We start from the raw sequence: 23,898 nt of genomic DNA, 5'->3' as shown, positions 1-23,898 counted from the left end.
CTTACAGATGACATGATGGAGATTACATGGTGGCAAAGAGATAAACCAAACACACACATCACTCCTTTAGAGTGTTAATCAACGCTTGCATGTCTTGGGGTGGTGGTACAGTAACTTTAATGAGTTGACCACTTTTTGGGTGTAAAAAACCCAACTCGTAAGCATGCAAGGCTTGTCTTGGGAAATCTTTGATTGCTTGCCTTTGAATGGGGCTGAGACTGGCTCGCAACTGGTTACGTGAGCCATAGAGCGAATCACCCACCAACGGACAGCCAATATGACTTAAATGCACACGAATTTGATGGGTACGCCCTGTTTTTAGCTCAACATCAAGCAGACTATGGCATTCGTTAAGTTTAGTGATGGTAACAATATGCGTTTGGGCCTCTTTGCCATGTGCTTGCACGCTCATCTTGGTGCGAACGGTGGGGTGACGGGCGATGGGTTCGTCTATGATGCGATGGCGTGATAGGTGCTGAGCATCGCCTACCACCACACATTGATAATGGCGATAAAGGCTTTTATCTTTAAGCTGGTCGGTCAGATGTTGTTGAGCATATTTGGTTTTGGCAATCATCAACAGACCTGATGTGTCTTTATCGATACGATGCACCAACCCCGCTCTGGGCAATGGGGCAAAATCAGGATAATGAAACAGCAACGCATTGACCAATGTGCCTGTCCAATTGCCCGCACCTGGGTGCACCACCATACCAACAGGTTTATTAACCACAAGCACGCTGTCATCTTCATACACCACATCAATCGGCAAATCTTCTGGTAAGTCATCGCCATGCTCTTGTACGCTGGCATTTAGTAGCAGTTCATCACCTAAGCTTAAGCGGTATTTGCTTTTCTTAATCTGTGCATTGACTGTCAATTCACCAGAAGCTATCCAGTTTTGTAGCTGTGCCCTTGAATGTTCCGAAAAGACCAATGCCGCCGCTTTATCCAAACGCATGCCAACGGTATTGGCATCAACTTCATGCCGTCCTGTGATGGGTGGGTGGCATGCTTGAGCGACGGCCAAAGAATGACGGTCAGATAAAAATTCAAGTTCTTCTTCTGTCATCGTCATCTCATCACCATGACTTTAAGGCAACAAACGATGGACATCATATCCTTGTCCGTTATCTTTTTTACGATAAACGATGCGGTCGTGCATTCGATTGGCTCGACCTTGCCAAAACTCAACTTCGCTGACATCTAATTGATAGCCACCCCAAAAAGATGGCATGGCAATGACATCATCATCTGCATGTTGTTGCTTTAATTGCTCAAATTTATCTTCCATGACTTGTCTATTACTGACTTGTCCGCTCTGTGGGTTGCTAACCCAAGCGGCTATTTGGCTATCAATTGGGCGTTTATGAAAATACTTTTGTGATTTATCGACATCTAATTTACTGACTTGACCAGACAGACGTACTTGCCTTTCTTGACTTTGCCAAAAAAACAAGGCTTCAGCATTGGGATTTTGGGTCAAATCAATGCCCTTTGCACTGTCATAATTGGTATAAAATACCAAAGCAAAGCCATCTGTTGTCTGTTTTATTTCACGCAATAACACGATGCGTACTGCAGGTTTGCCATCAGTACCACAAGTTGCTAGGCTCATGGCGTACGGCTCAGCAACCTTGGCATCAATGGCGTGTTTTATCCAGCCTTCAAACAATGCCTTGGCATCGTTTGGTAAGCTGGTTTCATCAAGTTGTCCTTGTTCGTAAGACAAGCGTTGTTCTGAAAAATCCATGGTCATTATCATCCTCATTGTGATGTGTGTTATGGTGTGTGTACTGCATGTGTGTCATGCCAGTTCTGTTTTAATCAACTCTGCCAGCTCATTTGCCAGCACATCGCATTCTATTTCATCATCAGATTCAACCATCACTCGAATGATGGGTTCTGTACCTGATTTGCGAATAAGCAGACGACCACGCCCAGCCAACTGTTTATTTGCTTGATCAAATCGATTCACTAACGTTGGTGATTGATATGGGTCTTGTATGTGTTCTGGTCTAACATTGACCAAAATTTGTGGCCATGGTTTAAAGCCTTCTAGCAACTGAGCCAGTGATTTATCTTGTGCCACCATCAATGCCAGTACTTGTAAGGCAGCCACCAAGGCATCTCCTGTGCTGCTTTTATCCAAGCAAATAATATGCCCTGAGCTTTCTCCCCCCAACTGCCAACCACGTGCTTCAAGCTCTTGTGATACATAGCGATCACCCACCTTAGCACGGATAAACTCAATGCCCTGCTCTGCCAATGCCACCGCCAATGCCATGTTGGTCATCAATGTACCAACCACCCCATCAGGCTTGTCATCACCTTGAAGTGCTAAAACATACAAGATGCCATCACCATCTACCACCGATCCTGTGTGGTCAACCATGATGATGCGGTCGCCATCACCATCTAAGGCGATACCAACATCTGCTTTGTGTGCCAGCACTTGCTCTTGTAGGCTTTTGGGGTGAGTTGAACCACAATCAGCGTTGATATTAACGCCATTTGGCTCATGATGAATGGCAACAACCCTTGCCCCAAGCTCTCTGAATACTCTGGGAGCAACGCCATACCCTGCGCCATTGGCACAATCCACCACAATGGTCAAATTATCCAAGCTTAATTGATAAGGGAATGTGCCTTTGCAATATTCGATATAACGCCCTTTAGCATCGTCAATGCGGTGGTTTTTTCCTAATGATTTGGCATCTGTGCTGATAAATACTGATGGCAAAGATGCCAAGCCCAACTGTGTATAAAACTGGGCTTGTTGTTGCATTAAGGCATCAAGTTTGGCATTGATGTTCTCTTGCATGTCATCAGATATCTTTTTTCCTTCACTTGAAAAAAACTTGATGCCATTGTCTTCAAACGAATTATGCGATGCAGAAATCACCACCCCAATATCAGCATGAAAGCTGTGAGTCAGATGGGCAATGGCAGGTGTGGGCAATGGTCCTAGCATATACACATCCACCCCAGCAGCATTAAATCCTGCTTGCAATGCCGCTTCTATCACATAACCTGATAGCCGTGTGTCTTTACCAATCAACACGCTGGGAATCTTATTGCCATGCTTATCACCATGGTTGTCATGATGACCATTTTGTTCAACCAATACTTGACCTGTCACATAACCTAACGCCATCACAAAATCAGGGGTGATGGGAAACACACCAAAGCGACCACGAATACCATCAGTGCCAAAATAACTCATCTGCCCATCTCCTGCTGCTTAGTTTTCTACCACTTAGTTTTCTATTACTTAGGATAAACGTCTTTTTGCCAAAATGTTTGGTTTTTACTTTTTTTACTTGCCATTATCCAGATTATCCAATGCGATAATTTGGGGCTTCTTTGGTGATTTGCACATCATGCACATGTGATTCTTTCATGCCTGCTGACGTCACACGCACAAACTTAGGGTTTTTACGCATCTCTTCAATGGTGGCACTGCCTGTATACCCCATCGATGAGCGTAAGCCACCTGCCATTTGGCTGATGATGCCACTGACTGGCCCTTTATAAGGCACACGTCCTTCAATACCCTCTGGCACAAGCTTCTCCACGCCGTCTTTGGCATCTTGAAAATAGCGATCTGACGAGCCATTTTGACCAGACATTGCCCCCAAACTGCCCATGCCACGATAAGCTTTATAATAGCGACCTTGGAACAATTCAACCTCTCCTGGGGCTTCTTCTGTGCCAGCTAATAATGAGCCAACCATGATACACGATGCCCCAGCAGCGATGGCTTTTGCCATATCACCAGAGAAACGAATACCACCATCAGCAATCAATGGAATGCTGTCTTTTAAAGCAGTCGCAACATCATCAATGGCAGAGATTTGTGGCACACCAATGCCAGCAATGATGCGAGTGGTACAAATTGACCCCGGCCCAATGCCCACTTTGACCGCATCTGCCCCAGCATCACGCAAAGCAAGTGCCGCATCACCTGTGGCAATGTTGCCACCGATGACTTGAATGTGAGAGAAGTGTTTTTTAATCCAAGCGACCCGCTCAATCACGCCTTTAGAATGACCGTGAGCGGTATCCACCACTATCACGTCCACATCATTGGCCACCAAAGCTTCAATGCGTGCTTGCGTGTCTACCCCCGTCCCCACAGCAGCCCCCACACGCAACCTGCCTTTGTCATCTTTACAGGCATTAGGGTTGTTTTCTGCTTTGGCAAAATCATTGACGGTAATCAATCCTTTAAGATTAAAATCATCATCAATGACCACGACTTTTTCAATGCGATGTTCGTGCAAGAGTTTTTTGATGTTCTCGTTATTTTCACCCTCTTTGACCGTTACCAGTTTATCTTTTGGTGTCATGACATTGGCAACAGGTTGATTAAGATTGGTCTCAAATCGCAAATCTCTATGCGTTACGATGCCCACCACTTTATCACTGCCTGCTTCGACCACAGGAACACCACTGATGTTATGCTCATTTGTCAGCCGTAACAGCTCACCAACACGGACATCAGGGGTAACGGTAATCGGATCAACCACCGTACCTGCTTCAAATTTCTTGACTCGACGCACTTTAGTGGCTTGTTCTTCGATGCTCATGTTTTTATGCAAAATACCCATGCCACCCAGTTGTGCCATGGTAATTGCCATGCTAGATTCGGTAACCGTATCCATGGCAGCGGAGATGATGGGCAGATTAAGCTGAATGCCTTTGGTCAAGCGAGTGCGTAAATCCACTGATTTTGGTAATACCTCAGAGTAGGCAGGTAATAAAAGAACATCATCAAAGGTTAATGCTTCATTGACAATTCGTAACATAAGAATAGACACCTGTCATTTGCTTGTAATTAACTCAATAACTAATAAATAACTAATAACCGTGATTCGCTTTATAAGCCATTAATTTTATCAGCCATCAACTTTTTAAACTAAGTCTTTAAACTAAGAATTTGGGAAACTCATAACCACAAAAGGCTGAACAGTTGCCTGCCCAGCCTTTTGATGTCGTTTGTTGGTATAAACTGTTGGTACGAATATGAATAAGTTCAACTGACACCACCAGATAATTTTTTAGATTAACTGCATATATTATGCCAATCATGGCGTTTATGCAAATAGATTTTATGCAAGCTGACAAAAACATCTGAGCAAGCCCAATCAGTCAACCAAACCAGACTCATCATGTCATGACCATTAAATCCTTCTCCATGTCGTCCCTTGTCTACCATCTTCCAATTCAATGCCTTGAGCCAAAAGTTCAGCACGAATGGCATCAGCTTGAGCATAGTTTTTGCTTGCTTTGGCATCAGCACGTTGTTGGATTTTCGCTTCGATTTGCTCGCCACGTAATCCAGCATCACCACCAACCAACGCTTGCAAAAATTCTTGTGGCGATGACTGTAATATATTTAAAGGCATGGCCAGATATTTGAGTTTGGCGTACAAATCCATGACTAAGTTTTTATCTTCATTTTTAATGGCGACATTCAACTCTTTGGCCAAGCCAAAAAGCACGGTCAATGCTGCTGGCACATTAAAGTCATCATTCATCGCCGACTCAAATTGGCTTATCCTGTTATCCGTTTGTTTAAAGTCCGTTTGTCTCAACGCATCTGCCGATAGGTGGGGTGCAATTTCATGCTCCAAAAACTGCTCAGCCGATTTTAACGCATGATATAAACGGCTTAAGCTGGCGTGTGCTTCGTCAAGGGCTGTGTCAGAAAAATTCACCTGACTGCGATAATGACTGGATAAAATAAAATAACGCACCGTTTCAGGGTGATACTTACCAATCACATCACGAATGGTAAAAAAATTACCCAAAGATTTGCTCATTTTTTCACCATCTACATTAATAAAACCAACATGTATCCATGTGTTGGCATAATGGCAATCTGTTGCAGCTTCAGATTGGGCAATTTCATTTTCATGATGCGGAAATTGCAGGTCATGTCCACCACCATGAATGTCAAAAGTATTGCCCAAACACTGCGTACTCATGGCAGAGCATTCAATGTGCCAACCAGGGCGACCTGCTCCCCAAGGCGATGCCCACTGTGGTTCACCTACTTTGGCGGCTTTCCATAACACAAAGTCGTATGGGCTTTTTTTGCTTTTAGCAACTGCCACTCGCTCACCTGCCTGCATGTCGTCAAGTTTACGTTTGGACAGTTTGCCATAATCAGCAAAGCGGTTGACGGCATAATACACATCGCCATCATCACCCACATAAGCGAACTGCCTATCCATTAAGGTGGCTATCATGCCCTGCATGTCATCAATAAAATCGGTGGCTTTAGGTTCTTTATCAGGGCGTTGACAACCCAACGCATCAGCATCTTCGTGCATGGCGGTAATAAAGCGAGCGGTCAAGTCGTGAATAGACTCGTTGTTGTCATTGGCACGCTGAATGATTTTGTCATCAATGTCGGTGATATTACGCACGTAAGTCACATCATAACCCCGATGTCGTAGCCAACGAACAATGACATCAAACGCAACCATGACCCGTGCATGTCCGATATGACAATAATCATACACCGTCATGCCACACACATACATGCCAACTTTGGGAGCGTGTATAGGGACAAAGGGGCGTTTTTTACCCATCAATGAATCGTATATCACCATATCATTTATCATCATGTCATTTTGGCTTGCACTCATATCACTTTCAACCAACCATTATTACTTTCAAAACCATTATTACTTTCAAAACCATGATTACTTTCAACCATGATTACTTATATTACTTTCAACCAACATCATCATAAAAAGACTCAAACACTGATGATTGTCTGTCATCTGACTAATCGCTGGTTGCTGGTCTATTTTAATCAATTACCTTGCAAAAAGCCATTTACCCAACCATCAAAACTATCAAAATGCTTAAGATTGTTATAAAATGGCAGTTTTATGATTATGTTTATTCTTATTTTTAGTTTATTCTGACTGTTTGATTTGCTTGATGAAACACCAATCAAGCCAAACCTATCCTTTGGCATCTGCACACATTGTGAAATGTCTAACGCCAAATTTGGAGCCACCATGTCCCACGACAATACCACAGACAATACCACACAGACCAGCCATGCCAGTATCACCGCCAGCATCGCCACAGGCAATACCGAAAAATTACAAAAAACACTGGCAAGATTGGGCTTAGGCTCAAGACGGCAGATGGAAGACATCATCAAATCAGGGCGAGTGTCTATCAATGGGGTGATTGCCAGCATTGGCGACCGTGTTGGCAAAGGTGATGATATCCGTGTTGATGGCCGCCCCATTAAATTTAAAAGCGAAAACGAAAAACGCCGCCGAGTGCTGGCATATTACAAACCCGAAGGTGAAATTTGCTCTGCCCATGACCCCGAAGGTCGCCCCACCGTTTTTGACCGCTTACCCAAGCTTACCAATGACCGTTGGGTAATGGTCGGTCGCTTAGACATCAACTCCACAGGCTTGTTACTGTTTACGAATGATGGTGAGTTGGCACATCGGCTGATGCACCCATCTAATGAAGTGGTGCGAGAATACGCCGTTCGAGTACTTGGTGAAGTTACTCCAGAGATGGCACGCAACCTAACACAAGGCGTGCAACTAGAAGATGGGCCGGCTCAATTTGACAGCATTGTCGAAGGGGGGGGTGAAGGGGTCAACCGCTGGTATCATGTGCGGTTAAAAGAAGGGCGTAACCGTGAAGTCAGACGATTATTTGAATCACAAGGCTTGAGGGTATCACGACTATTACGCACCCAATATGGCACAGTCAATCTGCCCAAAGAACTAAGAACAGGGCGGTTTATTGAATTGGATAAAAAAGACATTCATTCTTTAATTGAGTTGGTCAATCTTCGCCCACGTCAAGGCACAGGGCTTTATGGCATGGCAAAACGCAAAACTGAACGCATCAAGAAAAACCCACTCAAAGCTCGCCGTGGCAAGCATGTGCATCGTCGCTAGCCAATCAATGATTTTGACAGGTTGAGTTTTGACAGGCTGGCAGCAAACCACTGACCACTTTTTAATTATTTTATGTCCAATCACCTTATATCAAGGTAGCGTTTGATGACATTGAGTTCATGTAAACTGTCTGATTCATGGTCATCAAGCAGAGCATCTAATCGACTTTCAACATTCATCATGATATGCTCAAGCAGTTGCAAAGATTCATCATCTGCCTTGGGCATATCAACTTTTTTTACATCAACCTTGTTTACATCAAACTTTGACACATCAAATGAATGTTTAGACAATCGCTCATGTTGATAACGGTGATAATGACCAATCGCCTGTGGCAACTCATTTTGTAACAGCCTCACCAATACAAAACGTCTCTCATCAGGGTAATGTAAAGATGGCTTATCATGATAAGATTGTAAACGTTGAGCTTTTTGGTCTATTTGAGCCAGTCTTTGTCGCATGGTAACTGGCAACGCCATAAGCTGATTTTTATCAAGTGGCAGATGCAACAACACTGGCTGATACTGCTCAGGTGGCACATAAATCATCGTTCCGGGCGTGATTCCCACCGCTTTATGAAACGCAAACCAACCTTTACGCAACACATACGCACCACCCACACCCAATACCGCCACAATCCCAAGCACTACCCCCATAATCTGCCCCCATATTTACCACATCGCTTATTTTACCGCATCGCTTCATCACATCACTGAACATCAACTTATCACATAACATCAACTTAACTTAGGGCTATCACACCATAAGACTTACCGTTGTGCTTCATCAAAACGTGACTTAAGATAACGATTGGCTATCAACAGCTTTTGCCCATCTTGATGATAAATGGCATCGGTCATGTCATCAAATTGGGCATTAATGGTATTTAGCACGTCTAATAAAGCCTGTTTGCCTGTGATACCCGATTGTGCAATGGTGATGGTTTTGGTTCTATCATCACCCAAGTCATTTAAACGCCGATAATCTGACACCGCTTGTGGGATATGTTCTTCAAGCAGTTTTTTTATCATCACATAACTTTCTGTGACGGCATCATGGTCATCTATTTTACCGTCATTGTTGGTATCGCCATAAAGCAATTTGAGCCTTTCACCCTTGGCATTAATGGCATCTAAAGTCATTTTTACATCGCTGGGTAAAGATTTTTCTGGAATGTACCCAAGTTTGGGCATGGCATGATACTCAAGCATTTTAGGTTGGGTGAGTTTTTTGAAACCTTTATAACCCAAAAAAACCCCTGCCATGGGAAGCACACCATACAAGATAAACGCAATGAATATAGCAGTCGTTTGGGTCATGGGATACCTTTACCTTTATACATATCTTTATGGTTCAATATGGTTCAATCATTAAATAATGGCATTGCAACTCAACCATACTCAATTACTTTACCATACTCAATTACTTTCTACTGCCAATTGTGGGCTGTTCCGCTTGAGCCAGTAAAACAAACGCACAGAAAATAAAAAACAAAATTTCTCATAAAATACCTCATATGGTATATGGTACAACACCAAATCATTAAATATTTTTTAAACACTTGATGAAACTTTATCACCCATTAAATGAAACATGATTGGATTGGCACAAGAACAAACAGTCATTGGAATAAACTGCCATTACCATCAACAATCACAAATCATCGTGTACAATATAATACGATATCTTTTATCCATAAGTAAGGATTGGTAACTGTGGTAAGCTAGCCTAACTGTGGAAAGATGGTACGAAGACCATTCACCAATATCTCAACTGCCACGGCAGCCAATAACATGCCCATGATGCGACTAACGATGTTAAGCCCTGTATCACCCAAAAAATGGCTGACCCGACCTGCTGCCATCAAAGACAAATAACAAAACACACTGATAAACAACCCTGCCACAATAATAGAGCCTGTCTGCCAAATGCCAGAGACTTGTGATGAATAAATAATCACCGTCGAGATGCCCCCTGGCCCTATTAACATGGGAATGGCAAGCGGTACAACAGCTGATGCCGCTGATGGGACAACTTCCTGAACATGATTAAGGTCAAGATTTTCTTCATTGGGCTTGACTGGATTGCCTTCGCCATTCATCATATTCAAAGCAATCAAAAATACCAATATGCCACCTGCCACCTGAAATGAGCCAACAGAAATGCCCAAAATCTTAAGCATGCTCTCCCCTGCAATGGTAAAAAAGCTGATGGTAACAAACACCGTCAACGCAGCAATTTGGGCAACATGACGACGAGCAGTCAAATCATAATCACGAGTTAAGTCCACAAAAATGGTCAAAGCACTAAATGGGTTAATCAACACAATAAAGGCAAGAATGATTTTGATGATTTCGGTATCCATAAAGCTGACCAATAAGAAAAAATAAGTATTTGGCAAAAAAGCTTGGTAAAATAAGCTTAGTAAAATAAAAGAACAAACCCATACGGTTTAAAGCAACAAATTCTAGCACAAATGCGATGATTTTTGTTTGTTATGCTGTTAATTGACATGCAATTGACATGCCGTTGTTTGTCATGCTGTTTCATTGTGCAAGGCAGTCGATAATCAAGACAATCGATAATATTGGCATTCAATCGCTGATGCGATAATATGGTAAGTCTATTATTGCCAGTTTACTATTGCCATTTTATTGTTGCTTTCGAGCCTGTATGTCCAATTTTACCAGTCTTATTTTGATATTATTGCCGTTATTTTTGGGATATGTGTTGCCCATCAACAAAAACATGCATGCCAAAACCGACACGGCTTTACGCCATGTGGTGCTATTATTATTGCTATTGCTTGGGATTGAGTTGGCACAGGTTAATAATCTGCTGAGTCAGCTTTGGCAAATTGGTCTGTCAGTGCTGTTGCTGATGTTTTTAACCATTGGTTTTGGACTGATTGGGCTGATGCTTTATGACAAATGCCAACCTTGGCAACGACAGTTTAACCACAAATCCAACATACAAATACTTGGTATTGCTGGCACAGCCATGCAAGTGGGCAGTGTGTTTGTTGGCATGAGTTTGGGTCATCTTATGCCAGAAAGCTTACTGCCACCAAAAGACAGCGTGCGTTATGTGCTGATGCTGTTGCTGCTTTTGGTGGGCCTTTCGCTAAAAGGCTCTGGCATTGGACTAAAAACCGTCCTGCTCAATCGCCGTGGCGTGGCAATCAGCATGATATTTACCATCAGCGTGCTGTTCGGCGGGGTTGTCTTTGCATGGCTGATGCCTGAAGTCAGTCTGTATCAAGGGCTGGCTTTGGCATCAGGCTTTGGTTGGTATTCACTGTCTGCTGGCGTGATTGGTGATGCTTATGGAGCAGTTTGGGGCAGTGTGGCACTGTTTAATGACTTGGGGCGAGAGTTTTTTGCCTTAATGTTCATTCCACTGCTGATGACACATTCGCCCAGTGCTGCTATTGGCAGTGGCGGGGCAACCAGCTTAGATTTCACCTTACCTATTATCCATCAATCAGGTGGCAAAGAAGCAGCCGCTTTGGCAGTCAGCTTTGGCTTTATCATCAATCTATTATCACCCATTTTGATGACAGTATTTGCTCAGTTGGGATAAATTGTGGTATAAAGAACGGCTTGAGTTTTTAATATCAGTGGCTTTTTAATATGGTTGCTATTTTTAATAGGTTGTGAAATTAAGTTCTTAAAATTTAAGTTTTATAAAATTCAGCAAGTAAGGTAGCTTAAATGGCATTGATTGTTCAAAAATATGGCGGTACTTCCATGGGCAGTATTGACCGAATCAAACATGTGGCAAAACGAGTCAAATGCTGGCACGACAATGGACATCAGACAGTGGTGGTGGTCTCTGCCATGAGTGGCGAAACCAACCGCCTAATTGACTTAGCTCATCAAATCAGCCCAAATCCTGACCCTCGTGAATATGACCAAATGGTATCCACAGGCGAACAAGTGTCTATTTCTTTATTGGCAATGGCACTTAAAGAAGCGGGGGTTGATGCGGTATCTTACACAGGGGGGCAGGTTGCCATCAAGACCGACAGCACCCATAATAAGGCTCGCATTGATGCTATCGACGACAGCAAACTAAAAACTGCCTTAGACGCTGGCAAAGTGGTCATTGTTGCAGGATTTCAAGGGGTGGATAAACAAGGCAATGTCACCACCTTAGGGCGTGGTGGCTCAGACACCACAGGTGTGGCATTGGCAGCTGCCTTAAAAGCCGATGAATGCCAAATCTATACCGATGTGGACGGAGTCTATACCACGGACCCTCGTATCACCTCAAAAGCCAAAAAACTTGACAAAATCACCTTTGAAGAAATGCTAGAAATGGCAAGCTTGGGCTCAAAGGTTTTACAAATCCGCTCAGTTGAATTTGCAGGCAAATATCAAGTACCGCTTAGGGTATTATCCAGCTTTGATGACAATATTGATGGCAAATTTGACGATAATTTTAAACAAAACGTGGGCACACTAATTACCATAGATGAAGGAAACAACATGGAAAAAGCCGTCATTTCAGGCATTGCCTTTAATCGTGATGAAGCCAAAATTGTGGTGCGTGGCGTGCCTGACAATCCTGGCGTTGCCTCTGCCATCTTAAGCCCAATCGGTCGAAGCAACATCGAAATTGATATGATTGTACAGAACATCTCAGACAACGGTCTGACTGATTTTACCTTTACCGTGCATCATAACGACTTAGATAAAGCCTTACATATCCTGAACACCGAAGTCAAAAATGACATCGGTGCAAAAGCCATCATTGGTGATGACAAAGTGGTTAAGGTGTCATTGGTGGGTGTGGGCATGCGTTCACATGCTGGCGTGGCAAGCACCATGTTTCAGACATTGGCAGAAAACAACATCAACATTGAGATGATATCTACCAGTGAAATTAAAATCTCAGTACTGGTACAAGAACAACATCTAGAAAAAGCAGTCAAATCACTACACACCGCCTTTGGCTTAGACAGAGAATCTGGCGTGAGTGAAGTGGCTGGTTTGGATTGATGTTCTTGTTGATGTTCTTGAGCGAAATGGCTTTTTTTCTGCGTCAATGTTATGACCTTTTTGCCAAAATTCGTTATACTATGCTGCAACAAAGGTTTTAACTGTTTGGCTCATTAATGTCTGAACAGTAACCATCTCATATCTAGGCGGTTAATGTCTAAACATTGTTGTATTCAACAATCAATGGACTGATTGTGTCCGCCTGGCATTGGGTAAGCCATTAAACGCAAAACCGATGAAATATAAAACCCCATAACATAACAACCGTAAAACATAATAACCGTAAAACATAACAACCATTGCCAGATATAAAGGACATTAGGAGCATATCAATGTTAATTCTGACTCGCCGTGTTGGCGAAACTTTGATGATTGGCGACCAAGTCAGCGTGCGTGTGCTTGGTGTTAAGGGCAATCAAGTACGCTTAGGTGTCAATGCACCCAAAGACATCGCCGTGCATCGTGAAGAGATTTATCAACGTATCCAACACGAACGCACCATGCACAACCAAATGCAACATTTGGAAGAACCCAACTATCCCACATCATTTGATGATGAAGATTATTTTAATCGCTAAAGGAGCAATCCAACATGGGCGTGCGTTCAACTGACATTTCTGCCATTTTAAATGCCATTGATAACAAAACCATGCGGTTCGATGATGTGATTAATTATATTGATGATTATTATCGTTATGTGCCAGTAACGTTTGTCAATGGTGAACAGCACAATGCGATTGGTGAAAACGAAAAAAGTGCCAAAATATTTGCCTTAGCCAAATTACATGGACTATCACAACTCGATACGCTAAAGCTATTTGCTGAGCATTATGATGCTGTCAAATCAACCCCCAATGGTACTGACCACGCCAATATCCGTAACTTTTTGCATTGGGGCTGGCAAGGCTTTTTAATGCAAGATAATCCCTTATCACTCCGTCCTGATGTCAATGTCAACAATATTTGATGTTTGATGTCAGATTTTGTTGATTGTTGTTGATGTTGATTGTTATTGATGGACGTGATGAGATGGGTGGGGTGCCATTCGTGTGATTAAGGACTTTTTTTAAAGCTAACAGGCTGTATTGCTCCTTTTGGGTTAGGTAAGTTTGGGTAATGTTGGTCATGCTCTATTTGACAATCAGCCCCCACCATCTCACCTTCATCATCAACAGGTCGGGTAATGTAGCCAATGCGTTCATGAATCGGTAGGTTTTCATGTTCCCATATCATCACCGCTTGTAGGCAAATTTGTCTTTGTTCATCGCTAAGCTTATGCCCATCTTCCCACTTACCTATCTCTATGGCAGTGCGAAATTTATCAACAATTTGAGGGGTTAGAGCATTTAAAATCTCTTGTTTTTGCATCTTTATTCCTTATCCATATCATCTGGCAATACAAAATCTTCAGCAGGGACATTCCAGTTTAGCTTGGTGCGACAAGCTTTATAAAAATCAAATCCGGGGGGGTGTAACAAAGTGAGTTTGTCAGGGTGCTTGCGAATATGTAAGCGTTGGTTTTGGTTCAGTGGCACGCTGGTTCTACCATCGGCACTGACCATCGGTTGGGTGCGATTATCACGATGAATCTGGATAATCACTTCACTTGAGCCACTGACCACAATGGGGCGACTTGACAGCGTGTGTGGGTGCATCGGTACCAAACAAATGGCATCCATGCTTGGATACACAATTGGTCCACCACCAGATAAAGCATAGGCAGTTGACCCTGTGGGCGTGGCGACAATCAGACCATCGCTGTGCTGACGATACACGTCATGCCCATCAATATCCAGCTGAAAATCAATCATATGCACCGACTTGCCAGCATGTAACACCACGTCATTGAGTGCCATGTCTTGATGCACAATCTCCCCATTTTCTTGTATCTCAAGTGTTAATAAAAATCTATTATCCAGCTCATAATTACCCATCAACACTTGAGTGAGTTTTTTGGTGATGTCTTCTGGATTAACATCTGCCAAAAATCCCAGTCTGCCACGATTGACTCCCAGCACAGGCACCCGATAGCAAGCCAATGCTTCGGCAGCATGCAAAATAGAACCATCACCACCCACCACGATGACCAAATCACAAACTTCACCAATCATCTGCCTTTTAACAATCTGCACGGCTGGTAATTGAGTCAAATCCAAAGTGGGCAAATTGGCGGTATTCACGTCCATGATAAGGCTAAGCCCAAACGTTTTATGAATCACTTGCCCAATCTGTACCAACGATTCTGTCACACTGCGTTTGCCTGCTCGCCCCATTAAGCCAATACGGCGAAAGGCAGGGTGCTGATATAAATCTACTGGGGGTATGTCTGATGGGTGGTCAGATTGAGTTTTGTTATTAATATTAACCATGGTTCATCTTTATCAAAGCAATCTTTATCAAAGCAATTTGACGCTTATTATACTGATTATTGTTAAAATTGGGTATGTCATTGTTTTTATCAAGCCAACCTTTTATGCCACGACAAATAACACACCCTAACCAAACAACATAAACAATAAACACAAATTTATTCATGGATTTCATACAATGATGATGTGTGCAATCATGGCTTTTAGACAATATTGACAATTCTCATATTGACATTATTAGCCATATTGCTTAAGTTTATCTGTTTCTTTTGTCTGTATTTTTGGTTGCAGATATTTTTTATCTATAATAGATTTTTATTTATCAATAGGATAATACATATGGCAAATCCGATTATTTCTCGTGCTGAGTTGGCGGTAGGCGGTCGTGCCATGACTGTCAAAGGTGTGATACAAAAAACCGCTTTTGTACTTGGCTTAACTGGCGTCAGTGCCATTGGATTTTTCTTTTATGCTCTGTCAGCATCGTTGAGTTTTGGCTTTATCCAAATGGTGGCATTTGGCAGTATGTTTGCCGCTTTTGGGTTGGGGTTATTTATGACCTTTAAACCCCACATGGCTCGCACGCTGGCAGTGCCTTATGCGGTTTTAGAAGGGTTGTTTTTGGGGGGCATTTCGCTGTTTTTTATGCGAATGTATCCCACCGTGCCAGTAACCGCCTTGTGTGCAACCTTTGTTACCGCAGCGGTGATGCTGGGGCTATACCGCTCTGGGGTGATTAAAGTCACTCAAAAGTTCCGCTCTATTTTGATGTCAGCGGTCATCGCCATCATGCTTTTGTATTTGGTACAGTGGGGCTTTGTTGCCTTTGGCTCTAGCTTGCCATTTTTATTTGATGGTGGTCTGGTTGCCGTTGGTTTTAGCTTATTTGTGGTGGTGATTGCTTCATTTAGTTTGTTGCTGGATTTTCATAACATTGACCGTGGCGTACAAATGGGCATTTCAGAAGATTTTGAATGGCTATTTAGCATCGGTATTTTGGCAACTTTGGTATGGATGTATGTGGAGTTTTTACGCTTGTTAAGCTATCTACAAGAATAATCCGCCATCAACGTCGTCATGTCCACATAAAACCCCAGCATTGCTGGGGTTTTTTATGTTTGTTAGTTAGGTTGATTAGATTTATTGATGATAAAAACCCCACACTGGGGGTTAGTGTGGGGCGAAACTTATGACAAGTTTTGAATATGGCGCAGCGGACGGGACTCGAACCCGCGACCCCCGGCGTGACAGGCCGGTATTCTAACCAACTGAACTACCGCTGCTTAAGTTGCTTTGATTAAACTGGTGAGCAATTTATCACTTAAGCTTAACCAATTACCTAACCAAAAAAGGCATGAGCAAGATGCTGGTGGGTGGTGACGGGATCGAACCGCCGACATTCTGCGTGTAAGGCAGACGCTCTACCAACTGAGCTAACCACCCTTGCTCTATCCTTGCTTGTGGGAGTGTATTATATAGATTTTACGTTGGCTGTCAAACTTTTTTTGCATTTTTTTAAATTTTTCACATGAAGCCTATGGTTAGCCATTTAGGGTCAGCCATTTGGCACAAGAGCATCCATTCAACACGTTCACCCTTTAACTCGCCCTTAAAAGAGCGTTAAGATTAACGCTCACCAAGCCCTATCCAAGTAAAACCAGATTATAATCTAAAATTGTCTAGCTACTTACCTAAAGTGATATATAGTAAATCTTAAATTATAATAAAAAAATAGGAACAAACGGTAACCTATGCTAATTATCGATATTGTCTAGATACAACTCTTATAAAGCGACAACGGTTACATAGCTTTTTCATACATCAATGGTGTTTTTTGCCACTTCATTTTGACTCACATAAACCGACTCTTGAGCAGATTTGTCATCCATGATGGCTTGGTTGACACTGGCAGTCAGTCTGCCATCTGCCCATAACGGCTGTCTGATGGCTAGCCTTACTGATTAAGACATTGATTTAAGCATCGCTTTAATTGGGTAGAAGCTTAGATACTCAACATGGCGATATGAGCAACTAAGGTCTTAACTGATGGTATTGACAGTAATACAACCACCAAATCATAAGTTTCTTTATTATCATTATCATGAATGCTACCTGATACTAATCATATTTGATGATGCAATAAAAATAAATAGAAGTGGACAGATTTGCAATAACTGGCAGTATCGTTATTTATAACAAAAATTACTATAAATGGTAAATGTTGGTTATAATAGTGCGTCATTGATGCCTAATTGGTTTTTATGTCACCTTATTTTTGCTTTTTTAAGCGACCACTCCTTTTTATTAGGCATTTACTATGATTGTCATGCGTCTGTTGTCTTCACTCAAACATGATGAATCTGAGCGAGGCATTTATCAGCTGGGGCGTAAGGTCATCAAAAATGGTGGTCAATCCATCATCATCGCCAGTGCTGATATGAATGACGACTTGGTTAAACGCCTTATCCGAGAAGGCAATCAATATCACCAACTTGAGATGAAAAAAAAATCTTGGCTGTCTTTATTAAAAATAAGGGCTTTACGCAAACTGATTGAACAGTATCAACCTGACATCATTCATATGCACTCACGCACACCTGCATGGGTATTGTATTGGGCATTAAGAAAAGCCAAGCTTAATAAAAACCCCAAATTAGTCAGCACCATGTATGGTTTTTATCCCATCAACCGCTATGCCAGAGCCTTACTGATGTCTGATGTCATCATCACCGTTTCAGACAGCGTTACCCAATACTTAATGGCAGGGCTGTCTGAGCATCAACTGGCAGATAAATCGATTGTACGCATCTATCGTGGTGTGGACACTCGCATGTATCCTTATCGCTACAACCCATCTGTGTATTGGTTACGGCGTACTTTTGCTGAATTCCCTGAACTTGAACATAAAAAATGGTTGCTGTTTCCTACCCTAATTGGCAAACAATATGGGCAAGAATGGCTGATTGATATTTTGGGTAATTTGGCTGAAACATATCCAAACTTGCACATCATCATCATGGATGACGACAAAGATAATGGCGACATTGTGTATGAAGAATTTCGCCAACGTGCGTATGCGTTAGAACTGCAAGACCACATTAGCTTTGTGGGCAGTCGGCGTAATGACATGCGTGAGTGGCTGGCCGCTGCCAATGTGGTGGTGGCATTGGCAAATGAACCTGAATCCATTGGCATCACCATCTTACAAGCCCTGCATTTAGGCACACCTGTGGTTGGTTGGGATAAAGCGGCGTATTCTGAGATTTTAAGACCACTTTACCCACAAGGGTTAGTCAAACAGCAAAATGCCACTACTTTAATTAAAATCATCAAAAATCAACTGGACATTGTTAGTCGACCACCCATGCCACAAGAGTTTGAGTTAACACAAACCATTGATGATACTTTTGCCGTCTATCAACATCTGATAGACGGTGAACCAATACCGCCTTTTTTTAGCCAACCAACCCAAATCGCCAAAAACAGTGCATAATAAAGAGCATAAAAAAAACCCAAGCGAGGGCAAACGCTTGGGGTCTAGGAGGAGACTTAGCCATGAGCTTAGTTTTATGAGCTTAGTTTTATGAACTTAGCGATAAACTGAGTCATTAACCGAGTTATGAACTTGCTATTTTTACTTTTACGTCAATGTCGCTTTTTGCCAAAAGCGAAACTTTGCCAAAAGCGAAACAACGACACGACGCAAACGACATTCCTTATCAAATCAAACCCAATCCATTCAACCAAAAAGTGGCAAGTAGAAAGAAGTTTAATCTCAACACTGACATCAATCCTTGATTTCCTTGTGCTGATGGGGACATTTTAGCAAATTGTGCCAATTTGCCCAGCTGACAAAAGCGGATTGTGTTGTAAGCATTTGCTGACATTTTTGTGTTGATATTTTTGTGTTGATATTTTTGACTTCATCATACAATCATAAAATCTCTCAACATAAAATTTCTCAACATAGATGCGAACAGATAAAAAGTTTGCTAATATGGCAAATTGGCAATTGCCATCATGTGTCTTTTTATTCATGTCTCTTTTATTTATTTTATTCATTATTTATTCATTGATTTTTTTATTCATTGATTGATTGTGATTTATATTGTCAAGAAGGATTAACGCTTATGAGTGAACTGTCGGTAGGATTTGTGGGTTGGCGTGGCATGGTTGGCTCAGTTCTGATGCAACGCATGCAGGCTGAGAAGGATTTTACAGGCATTATTCCGACGTTTTTTTCTACCAGTAATGCTGGCGGTGATGCCCCTAACTTTGATGGTGTGCCTGCCAGCAAACTTAAAGACGCTCACGACATTGATGCCTTAAGCCAATGTGACGTCATCATCACCTGTCAAGGTGGCGACTACACCAACCAAGTGCATAAGCCCTTACGAGATTCTGGGTGGCAAGGTTATTGGATTGATGCTGCCAGCAGCTTACGCATGGCAGAAGACAGTGTGATTGTGCTAGACCCCATTAATGGTGAGTTGATTAAAGATGCCCTTAATCATGGGGTAAAAGACTTTATCGGTGGTAACTGTACCGTGTCTTTGATGTTGATGGCAATTGGGGAGTTGTTCAAACAAGACTGGGTAGAATGGGTGTCTTGCATGACTTATCAAGCCGCCAGTGGTGGTGGTGCAAACAACATGCGAGAGTTGATAGCAGGCATGGGGGTTTTACATGACAGCGTCAAAGATAAATTGGCCGACCCTGCCAGTGCCATTTTGCAGATTGATAAAACCATTATCGATACTCAACGTGGCGATAACTTCCCCACACAATACTTTGGTGTGCCATTAGCAGGCAGTCTTATCCCTTATATTGATGGCCAATTAGACAATGGTCAGTCAAAAGAAGAATGGAAAGGCAGTGTTGAGAGTAATAAAATCTTAGGCAAAACCGATGCCAATCGCATTGCCATTGATGGGCTGTGCGTGCGTATCGGGGCAATGCGTTGCCACTCATTGGCGATGACCATTAAGCTTAAACACAATGTGCCATTACAAGACATTGAACATGCGTTAAAAAACAGCGACAACGCTTGGCTAGATGTGGTAGAAAATGACAAACAAGCCACCATGGAGCGTCTGACTCCTGTTGCCGTTTCTGGCACATTGACTGTGGCAGTGGGGCGTTTGCGTAAGCTGAACATGGGTGAGCAATACTTAAGCGCCTTTGCGGTGGGCGACCAATTACTTTGGGGAGCGGCAGAACCATTACGCCGTATGCTTGGCATCATTAAAAATCATAAAGCATAAAACAGCACACCGAACATAAAACATGATTCTTTAAGCTCATTTAAACTGAATTCACCCTTTTAAGCCAACAACCCCCTTAAACCAATCAGGGTTAAGGGGGATTTTAAGGCAGGTGTCATCAATGATGAATCAGCGTCGTCCATTGATGATTTATTCATGCTTTATTCATTGATGTTTTGAAAATACGCTTGTAACATTTCTAAACAACGCTCAACTTTAACAGGCTGGCGTTCTTTTTTTAGCGTGGCGGCATACAACACACTACTGGGCAAATCGTAATTAGGTAAGACTTCAATTAACTCACCTGATTGTAGATAAGGCTTGGCATCTAACGCCATCAATCGCACCAAACCATAGCCTTGTAATGCCATGGTGGTTGCCATCATCACATTATTGGTGGTAAAACGACTGCTCATTTTAATGCGAGTTTTTTTATTGCTGTCGTGTTCAGCAAAATCCAGCAGATGCCCATCTTTCATCAGCTCAATGCCAATGAATAAATGTGAAGATAAATCTTTTGGGGTTTGTATGGGTTCGTGTTTATTTAAATAACTGGGCGATGCCACCAATACTTGTCGCACATTGGCAAAAAAGTGAGCACTAAGGCGAGATTCAAGCGACATTGAGCCAATACGGATAGACAAATCAACACGCTCTTCAATCATATCAATGTAGCGATTATCTGCCAAAAAATCGATATTTAGCTCGTTATGGCGACTAACCCAGCCAGATATGGCTGGCAAAATGTGATTAACCCCCAACTGTGGCGTGGTGGCGATGCGTAATGTTCCTGCCAAATCATCTCGCAGTTGATTGACACGCATTCGACCTTCTTCAGCGGCGCTAACCACATCTTTAGCAGCGGTATAAAAACCCTGCCCTGCTTCGGTTAGGTTAAGTTTGCGAGTGGAACGGTGGAGCAAAATAACGCCCAAGTCTTCTTCAAGGGCGCGAATTTGCTGACTAACAGCACTGGTGGTGATGCCCAATGATTTAGCAGCCCCACTGAACGAGCCATGGTCAACAACGCTTGCAAATACTGCCATTCCACGCAAATTCTCTAACATATCTTTTCTAACCTTATTTAACCCTAAGTTACTAAGCCTAAGTTACTAAGCCTAAGTTACTTATCAATAAAAAATTCATACAGTTATTATGACAGATTATATATGAATAACTTATCCATTTAGACACATTCTAAGCACATAAAATGACACTTTATCGAAAATTGGTTAACATTATTAAACAACTATCAGTTTTTTAAATCAGGTAATTTTTAGACATTATTCAGATGTCCTTTACTTGTCTTTTAGATGTCTCATATTGAGAATATGCCCTAAGTTTTATCTGATTAATCGTTGCTCCTGACTGCTGTTTTAATTGTTGCATGACAGGTGTTTGTTCCAGAAGTTTAATGGCTTGTTGCTCTGCCAAATTTTGTCGATGTTTTTGTCTTTCTTTTGGTAATTTAGGCTCGTCTGTTTTTTGCATCATATCGGCTAACGATGCGTCAGCGGTTAGCTGAAAATTGGCATTGGGGAAATCTTGTTGCAACACGCCCACCAATCGCTCAAAAACGTTGATAAAGTTTTTGGCTTGTGTCTGGCTGACAAACACACTTTCGCCCTGCATATCACCTGTCATGACCCCTTGATTGGCAAGTGCCAATTCATCTGTGCTAAGACGCTCTTCTTGTCTGGCAAGAAATAGCCAGTAATCCCATTTTTTTTCATTCCATTGTCCAGTCAAGTCAGCTGGAGGACATTGCAACAACGACCTTGGGTCATTGGCAGATACTGACGCTGGTTCGGTCGGTAGTTTGGTTGGCGTTGCTGCGGTTAATTCTGTTTCGGTTAAAGATTGTTCAATTGGTTCGATTATTGTTGGCGTTGATGTGTTACTTTGTTGATGTCCGTGTTGATGTCCGTCATCATTGTTTGGAACATCACCATTGGCGTGATGACTGTCATGAGGATTGCCATGATTTTCGTTATCATTTTGTATGCCGTCATTTAAGGCATGCTTTTGGTTATCAGATGACTCATCATATTGATGCTGATGCTCATCATGTTCATGATGATACTCATGTTCATGATTGTGTTTATGTTCATGATTGTGATGATGGCTGACATGACCCACCCATGCTTCATTTGAACCAAGTGGTCTAAAGGCAAGCAAACGCAATAGACACATCTCCAACGCTTGTGTCGGTGAATGAGCCAATGACAAAGATTCACGAGACTTGTTGACGATTTCATAATACAGTTGCAAAGTCTCACTGGGAATTTGCCAAGCCAGCTGTTGGCGTTTAGCTAACTTCTGGGGTGATATGCCCAAGTCCATCTCTGGCAATAGCTGTAATAACGCCAAGTGGTGCAAAAGGTCTGATAACTCATTTAACACATTGCCAGCATCCAAGCTCTTTTGTCGCATCTGCATTAAGATGCCCATGACACCATGACGGTCGTCATGATGAATGGCCGTCAGCAAAGCTTGTAAATCGGTGGCGTTAATCACGCCCAACATATCAACAACCAACGCTTCTGTTAATTGCCCATCAGCAAAAGCAATGGCTTGATCAGTCAATGACAGCCCATCTCGCACTGAGCCATGTGCTGAATGTGCCAATTGCCATAAGGCTTCTGGTTGATGGCTGATTTGCTCTTTATCCAACACATGTTGCAAATGGCCAAAAAGCTGAGACTCGGTTAATGGTCTTAACACAAACTGCAAACAACGAGAAATCACGGTAATTGGTAGTTTTTGTGGGTCGGTGGTGGCAAGCAAAAATTTCACATGCTCTGGTGGCTCTTCTAAGGTTTTGAGCAAGGCATTAAAACTGTGGGTAGAGAGCATGTGTACTTCATCAATCAAATACACTTTATAACGACCTTGTGTTGGGGCGTAAGGCACGTTTTCCAACAACTCTCGGGTGTCTTCAACCTTGGTACGAGAAGCAGCATCAATCTCAATTAAGTCAATAAATCGCCCTTGATCTATTGCCACACAATGACCACAAACCCCGCATGGTGTACTGGTCATGCCCGTCTCACAATTAAGACATTTTGCTAAAATGCGAGCGATGGTGGTCTTGCCCACACCACGAGTGCCTGTAAATAGATACGCATGGTGCAGGCGATTTTGCTCAATGGCGTTGATTAATGCACGACTGACATGCTCTTGCCCAACCAATTCATGAAAATTGTGTGGGCGATATTTTCTTGCCAACACCTGATAAGGCATTGTTAAAGAAGCGTTGGCGGTTGGTTGCGTGGCTTGGGTTTGGGCTTGGTTCATTAAAAATTTA

The 23,898-nt window shown here is 42.5% G+C and carries 21 protein-coding genes and 2 tRNA genes; 9 read left to right on the top strand and 14 right to left on the bottom strand.

Annotated features, from left to right (window positions below):
* Positions 1-58 precede the first annotated feature (58 nt).
* The 5 genes from B0682_RS01290 to cysS form a co-directional block, all read right to left on the bottom strand.
* Entirely contained in the window at positions 59-1,078 is a 1,020-nt protein-coding gene (locus tag B0682_RS01290; RefSeq protein ID WP_078306284.1) for an RluA family pseudouridine synthase, read from the bottom strand.
* Between the two features lie 15 nt (positions 1,079-1,093).
* Positions 1,094-1,753 (bottom strand): pyridoxamine 5'-phosphate oxidase, encoded by a 660-nt coding sequence (pdxH, locus tag B0682_RS01285; RefSeq protein WP_205760085.1) that lies wholly within the window; start codon positions 1,751-1,753, stop codon positions 1,094-1,096.
* A 54-nt stretch (positions 1,754-1,807) separates the two neighbouring features.
* Positions 1,808-3,226: a phosphoglucosamine mutase gene (gene glmM, locus B0682_RS01280; RefSeq protein ID WP_078306282.1), complete on the bottom strand. Its 1,419-nt coding sequence runs from the start codon at positions 3,224-3,226 to the stop codon at positions 1,808-1,810.
* Positions 3,227-3,338: 112 nt separating this feature from the next.
* Positions 3,339-4,811, bottom strand: coding sequence for an IMP dehydrogenase (guaB, locus tag B0682_RS01275; RefSeq protein ID WP_078306281.1), 1,473 nt, complete (start codon positions 4,809-4,811; stop codon positions 3,339-3,341).
* A 375-nt stretch (positions 4,812-5,186) separates the two neighbouring features.
* Complete coding sequence (cysS, locus tag B0682_RS01265; protein ID WP_420845495.1) at positions 5,187-6,635, bottom strand: cysteine--tRNA ligase; 1,449 nt, start codon at positions 6,633-6,635, stop codon at positions 5,187-5,189.
* Positions 6,636-7,040: 405 nt separating this feature from the next.
* Here cysS and rluB point away from each other — a divergent pair, with 405 nt between their 5' ends.
* Entirely contained in the window at positions 7,041-7,955 is a 915-nt protein-coding gene (gene rluB / locus B0682_RS01255; RefSeq protein WP_078306277.1) for a 23S rRNA pseudouridine(2605) synthase RluB, read from the top strand.
* A gap of 80 nt (positions 7,956-8,035) precedes the next feature.
* Here the strand turns inward: rluB and B0682_RS01250 are convergent, their stop codons facing one another.
* The 3 genes from B0682_RS01250 to B0682_RS01240 form a co-directional block, all read right to left on the bottom strand.
* A complete protein-coding gene (locus B0682_RS01250) occupies positions 8,036-8,611 on the bottom strand; it encodes a hypothetical protein (protein WP_078306276.1) in 576 nt (191 codons plus the stop codon).
* A 114-nt stretch (positions 8,612-8,725) separates the two neighbouring features.
* Entirely contained in the window at positions 8,726-9,274 is a 549-nt protein-coding gene (locus tag B0682_RS01245) for a hypothetical protein (RefSeq protein WP_078306275.1), read from the bottom strand.
* 404 nt (positions 9,275-9,678) lie between these two features.
* Entirely contained in the window at positions 9,679-10,320 is a 642-nt protein-coding gene (locus tag B0682_RS01240) for a MarC family protein (RefSeq protein ID WP_078306274.1), read from the bottom strand.
* A 308-nt stretch (positions 10,321-10,628) separates the two neighbouring features.
* Here B0682_RS01240 and B0682_RS01235 point away from each other — a divergent pair, with 308 nt between their 5' ends.
* From B0682_RS01235 to B0682_RS01220, 4 genes are all read left to right on the top strand, one after another.
* Positions 10,629-11,537, top strand: coding sequence for a LysO family transporter (locus tag B0682_RS01235; RefSeq protein WP_078306273.1), 909 nt, complete (start codon positions 10,629-10,631; stop codon positions 11,535-11,537).
* Positions 11,538-11,668: 131 nt separating this feature from the next.
* Entirely contained in the window at positions 11,669-12,958 is a 1,290-nt protein-coding gene (locus B0682_RS01230; protein ID WP_078306272.1) for an aspartate kinase, read from the top strand.
* Between the two features lie 332 nt (positions 12,959-13,290).
* Positions 13,291-13,536: a carbon storage regulator CsrA gene (gene csrA, locus B0682_RS01225; protein WP_078306271.1), complete on the top strand. Its 246-nt coding sequence runs from the start codon at positions 13,291-13,293 to the stop codon at positions 13,534-13,536.
* A 14-nt stretch (positions 13,537-13,550) separates the two neighbouring features.
* A complete protein-coding gene (locus B0682_RS01220; protein WP_078306270.1) occupies positions 13,551-13,925 on the top strand; it encodes a HopJ type III effector protein in 375 nt (124 codons plus the stop codon).
* 86 nt (positions 13,926-14,011) lie between these two features.
* On the opposite strand, the gene B0682_RS01215 is transcribed toward B0682_RS01220, so the two are convergent.
* Together B0682_RS01215 and B0682_RS01210 are read right to left on the bottom strand one after the other, a co-directional pair.
* On the bottom strand, positions 14,012-14,326 hold the full coding sequence (locus tag B0682_RS01215) for a YeaC family protein (RefSeq protein WP_078306269.1): 315 nt from the start codon (positions 14,324-14,326) through the stop codon (positions 14,012-14,014).
* A gap of 2 nt (positions 14,327-14,328) precedes the next feature.
* Positions 14,329-15,327: an NAD(+) kinase gene (locus B0682_RS01210; protein WP_078306268.1), complete on the bottom strand. Its 999-nt coding sequence runs from the start codon at positions 15,325-15,327 to the stop codon at positions 14,329-14,331.
* A 339-nt stretch (positions 15,328-15,666) separates the two neighbouring features.
* On the opposite strand from B0682_RS01210, the gene B0682_RS01205 reads away from it, so the two are divergent.
* Positions 15,667-16,386, top strand: a complete 720-nt coding sequence (locus B0682_RS01205; protein ID WP_078306267.1) for a Bax inhibitor-1/YccA family protein — start codon at positions 15,667-15,669, stop codon at positions 16,384-16,386.
* A 147-nt stretch (positions 16,387-16,533) separates the two neighbouring features.
* On the opposite strand, the gene B0682_RS01200 is transcribed toward B0682_RS01205, so the two are convergent.
* Together B0682_RS01200 and B0682_RS01195 are read right to left on the bottom strand one after the other, a co-directional pair.
* Positions 16,534-16,610, bottom strand: a tRNA-Asp gene (locus B0682_RS01200).
* Positions 16,611-16,694: 84 nt separating this feature from the next.
* Positions 16,695-16,770: transfer RNA gene (locus B0682_RS01195), tRNA-Val, on the bottom strand.
* 874 nt (positions 16,771-17,644) lie between these two features.
* Here B0682_RS01195 and B0682_RS01190 point away from each other — a divergent pair.
* The 3 genes from B0682_RS01190 (at position 17,645) to asd (ending at position 20,591) form a co-directional block, all read left to right on the top strand.
* Entirely contained in the window at positions 17,645-18,820 is a 1,176-nt protein-coding gene (locus tag B0682_RS01190; RefSeq protein WP_078306266.1) for a glycosyltransferase, read from the top strand.
* A 182-nt stretch (positions 18,821-19,002) separates the two neighbouring features.
* Positions 19,003-19,125 (top strand): hypothetical protein, encoded by a 123-nt coding sequence (locus B0682_RS09705; protein WP_276206608.1) that lies wholly within the window; start codon positions 19,003-19,005, stop codon positions 19,123-19,125.
* A gap of 332 nt (positions 19,126-19,457) precedes the next feature.
* Positions 19,458-20,591, top strand: a complete 1,134-nt coding sequence (gene asd, locus B0682_RS01180; RefSeq protein ID WP_078306264.1) for an aspartate-semialdehyde dehydrogenase — start codon at positions 19,458-19,460, stop codon at positions 20,589-20,591.
* 161 nt (positions 20,592-20,752) lie between these two features.
* Here asd and B0682_RS01175 read toward each other — a convergent pair whose 3' ends face one another.
* Both B0682_RS01175 and dnaX read right to left on the bottom strand, forming a co-directional pair.
* A complete protein-coding gene (locus B0682_RS01175) occupies positions 20,753-21,658 on the bottom strand; it encodes a LysR family transcriptional regulator (protein WP_078306263.1) in 906 nt (301 codons plus the stop codon).
* A 220-nt stretch (positions 21,659-21,878) separates the two neighbouring features.
* Positions 21,879-23,888, bottom strand: a complete 2,010-nt coding sequence (gene dnaX / locus B0682_RS01170; RefSeq protein ID WP_240494801.1) for a DNA polymerase III subunit gamma/tau — start codon at positions 23,886-23,888, stop codon at positions 21,879-21,881.
* Positions 23,889-23,898: the final 10 nt, after the last annotated feature.

It is taken from the genome of Lwoffella lincolnii, from assembly GCF_002014765.1.
Classification (GTDB): Bacteria; Pseudomonadota; Gammaproteobacteria; order Pseudomonadales; family Moraxellaceae; genus Psychrobacter; species Psychrobacter lincolnii.
This window is presented reverse-complemented; position numbering and strand designations above follow the sequence as displayed.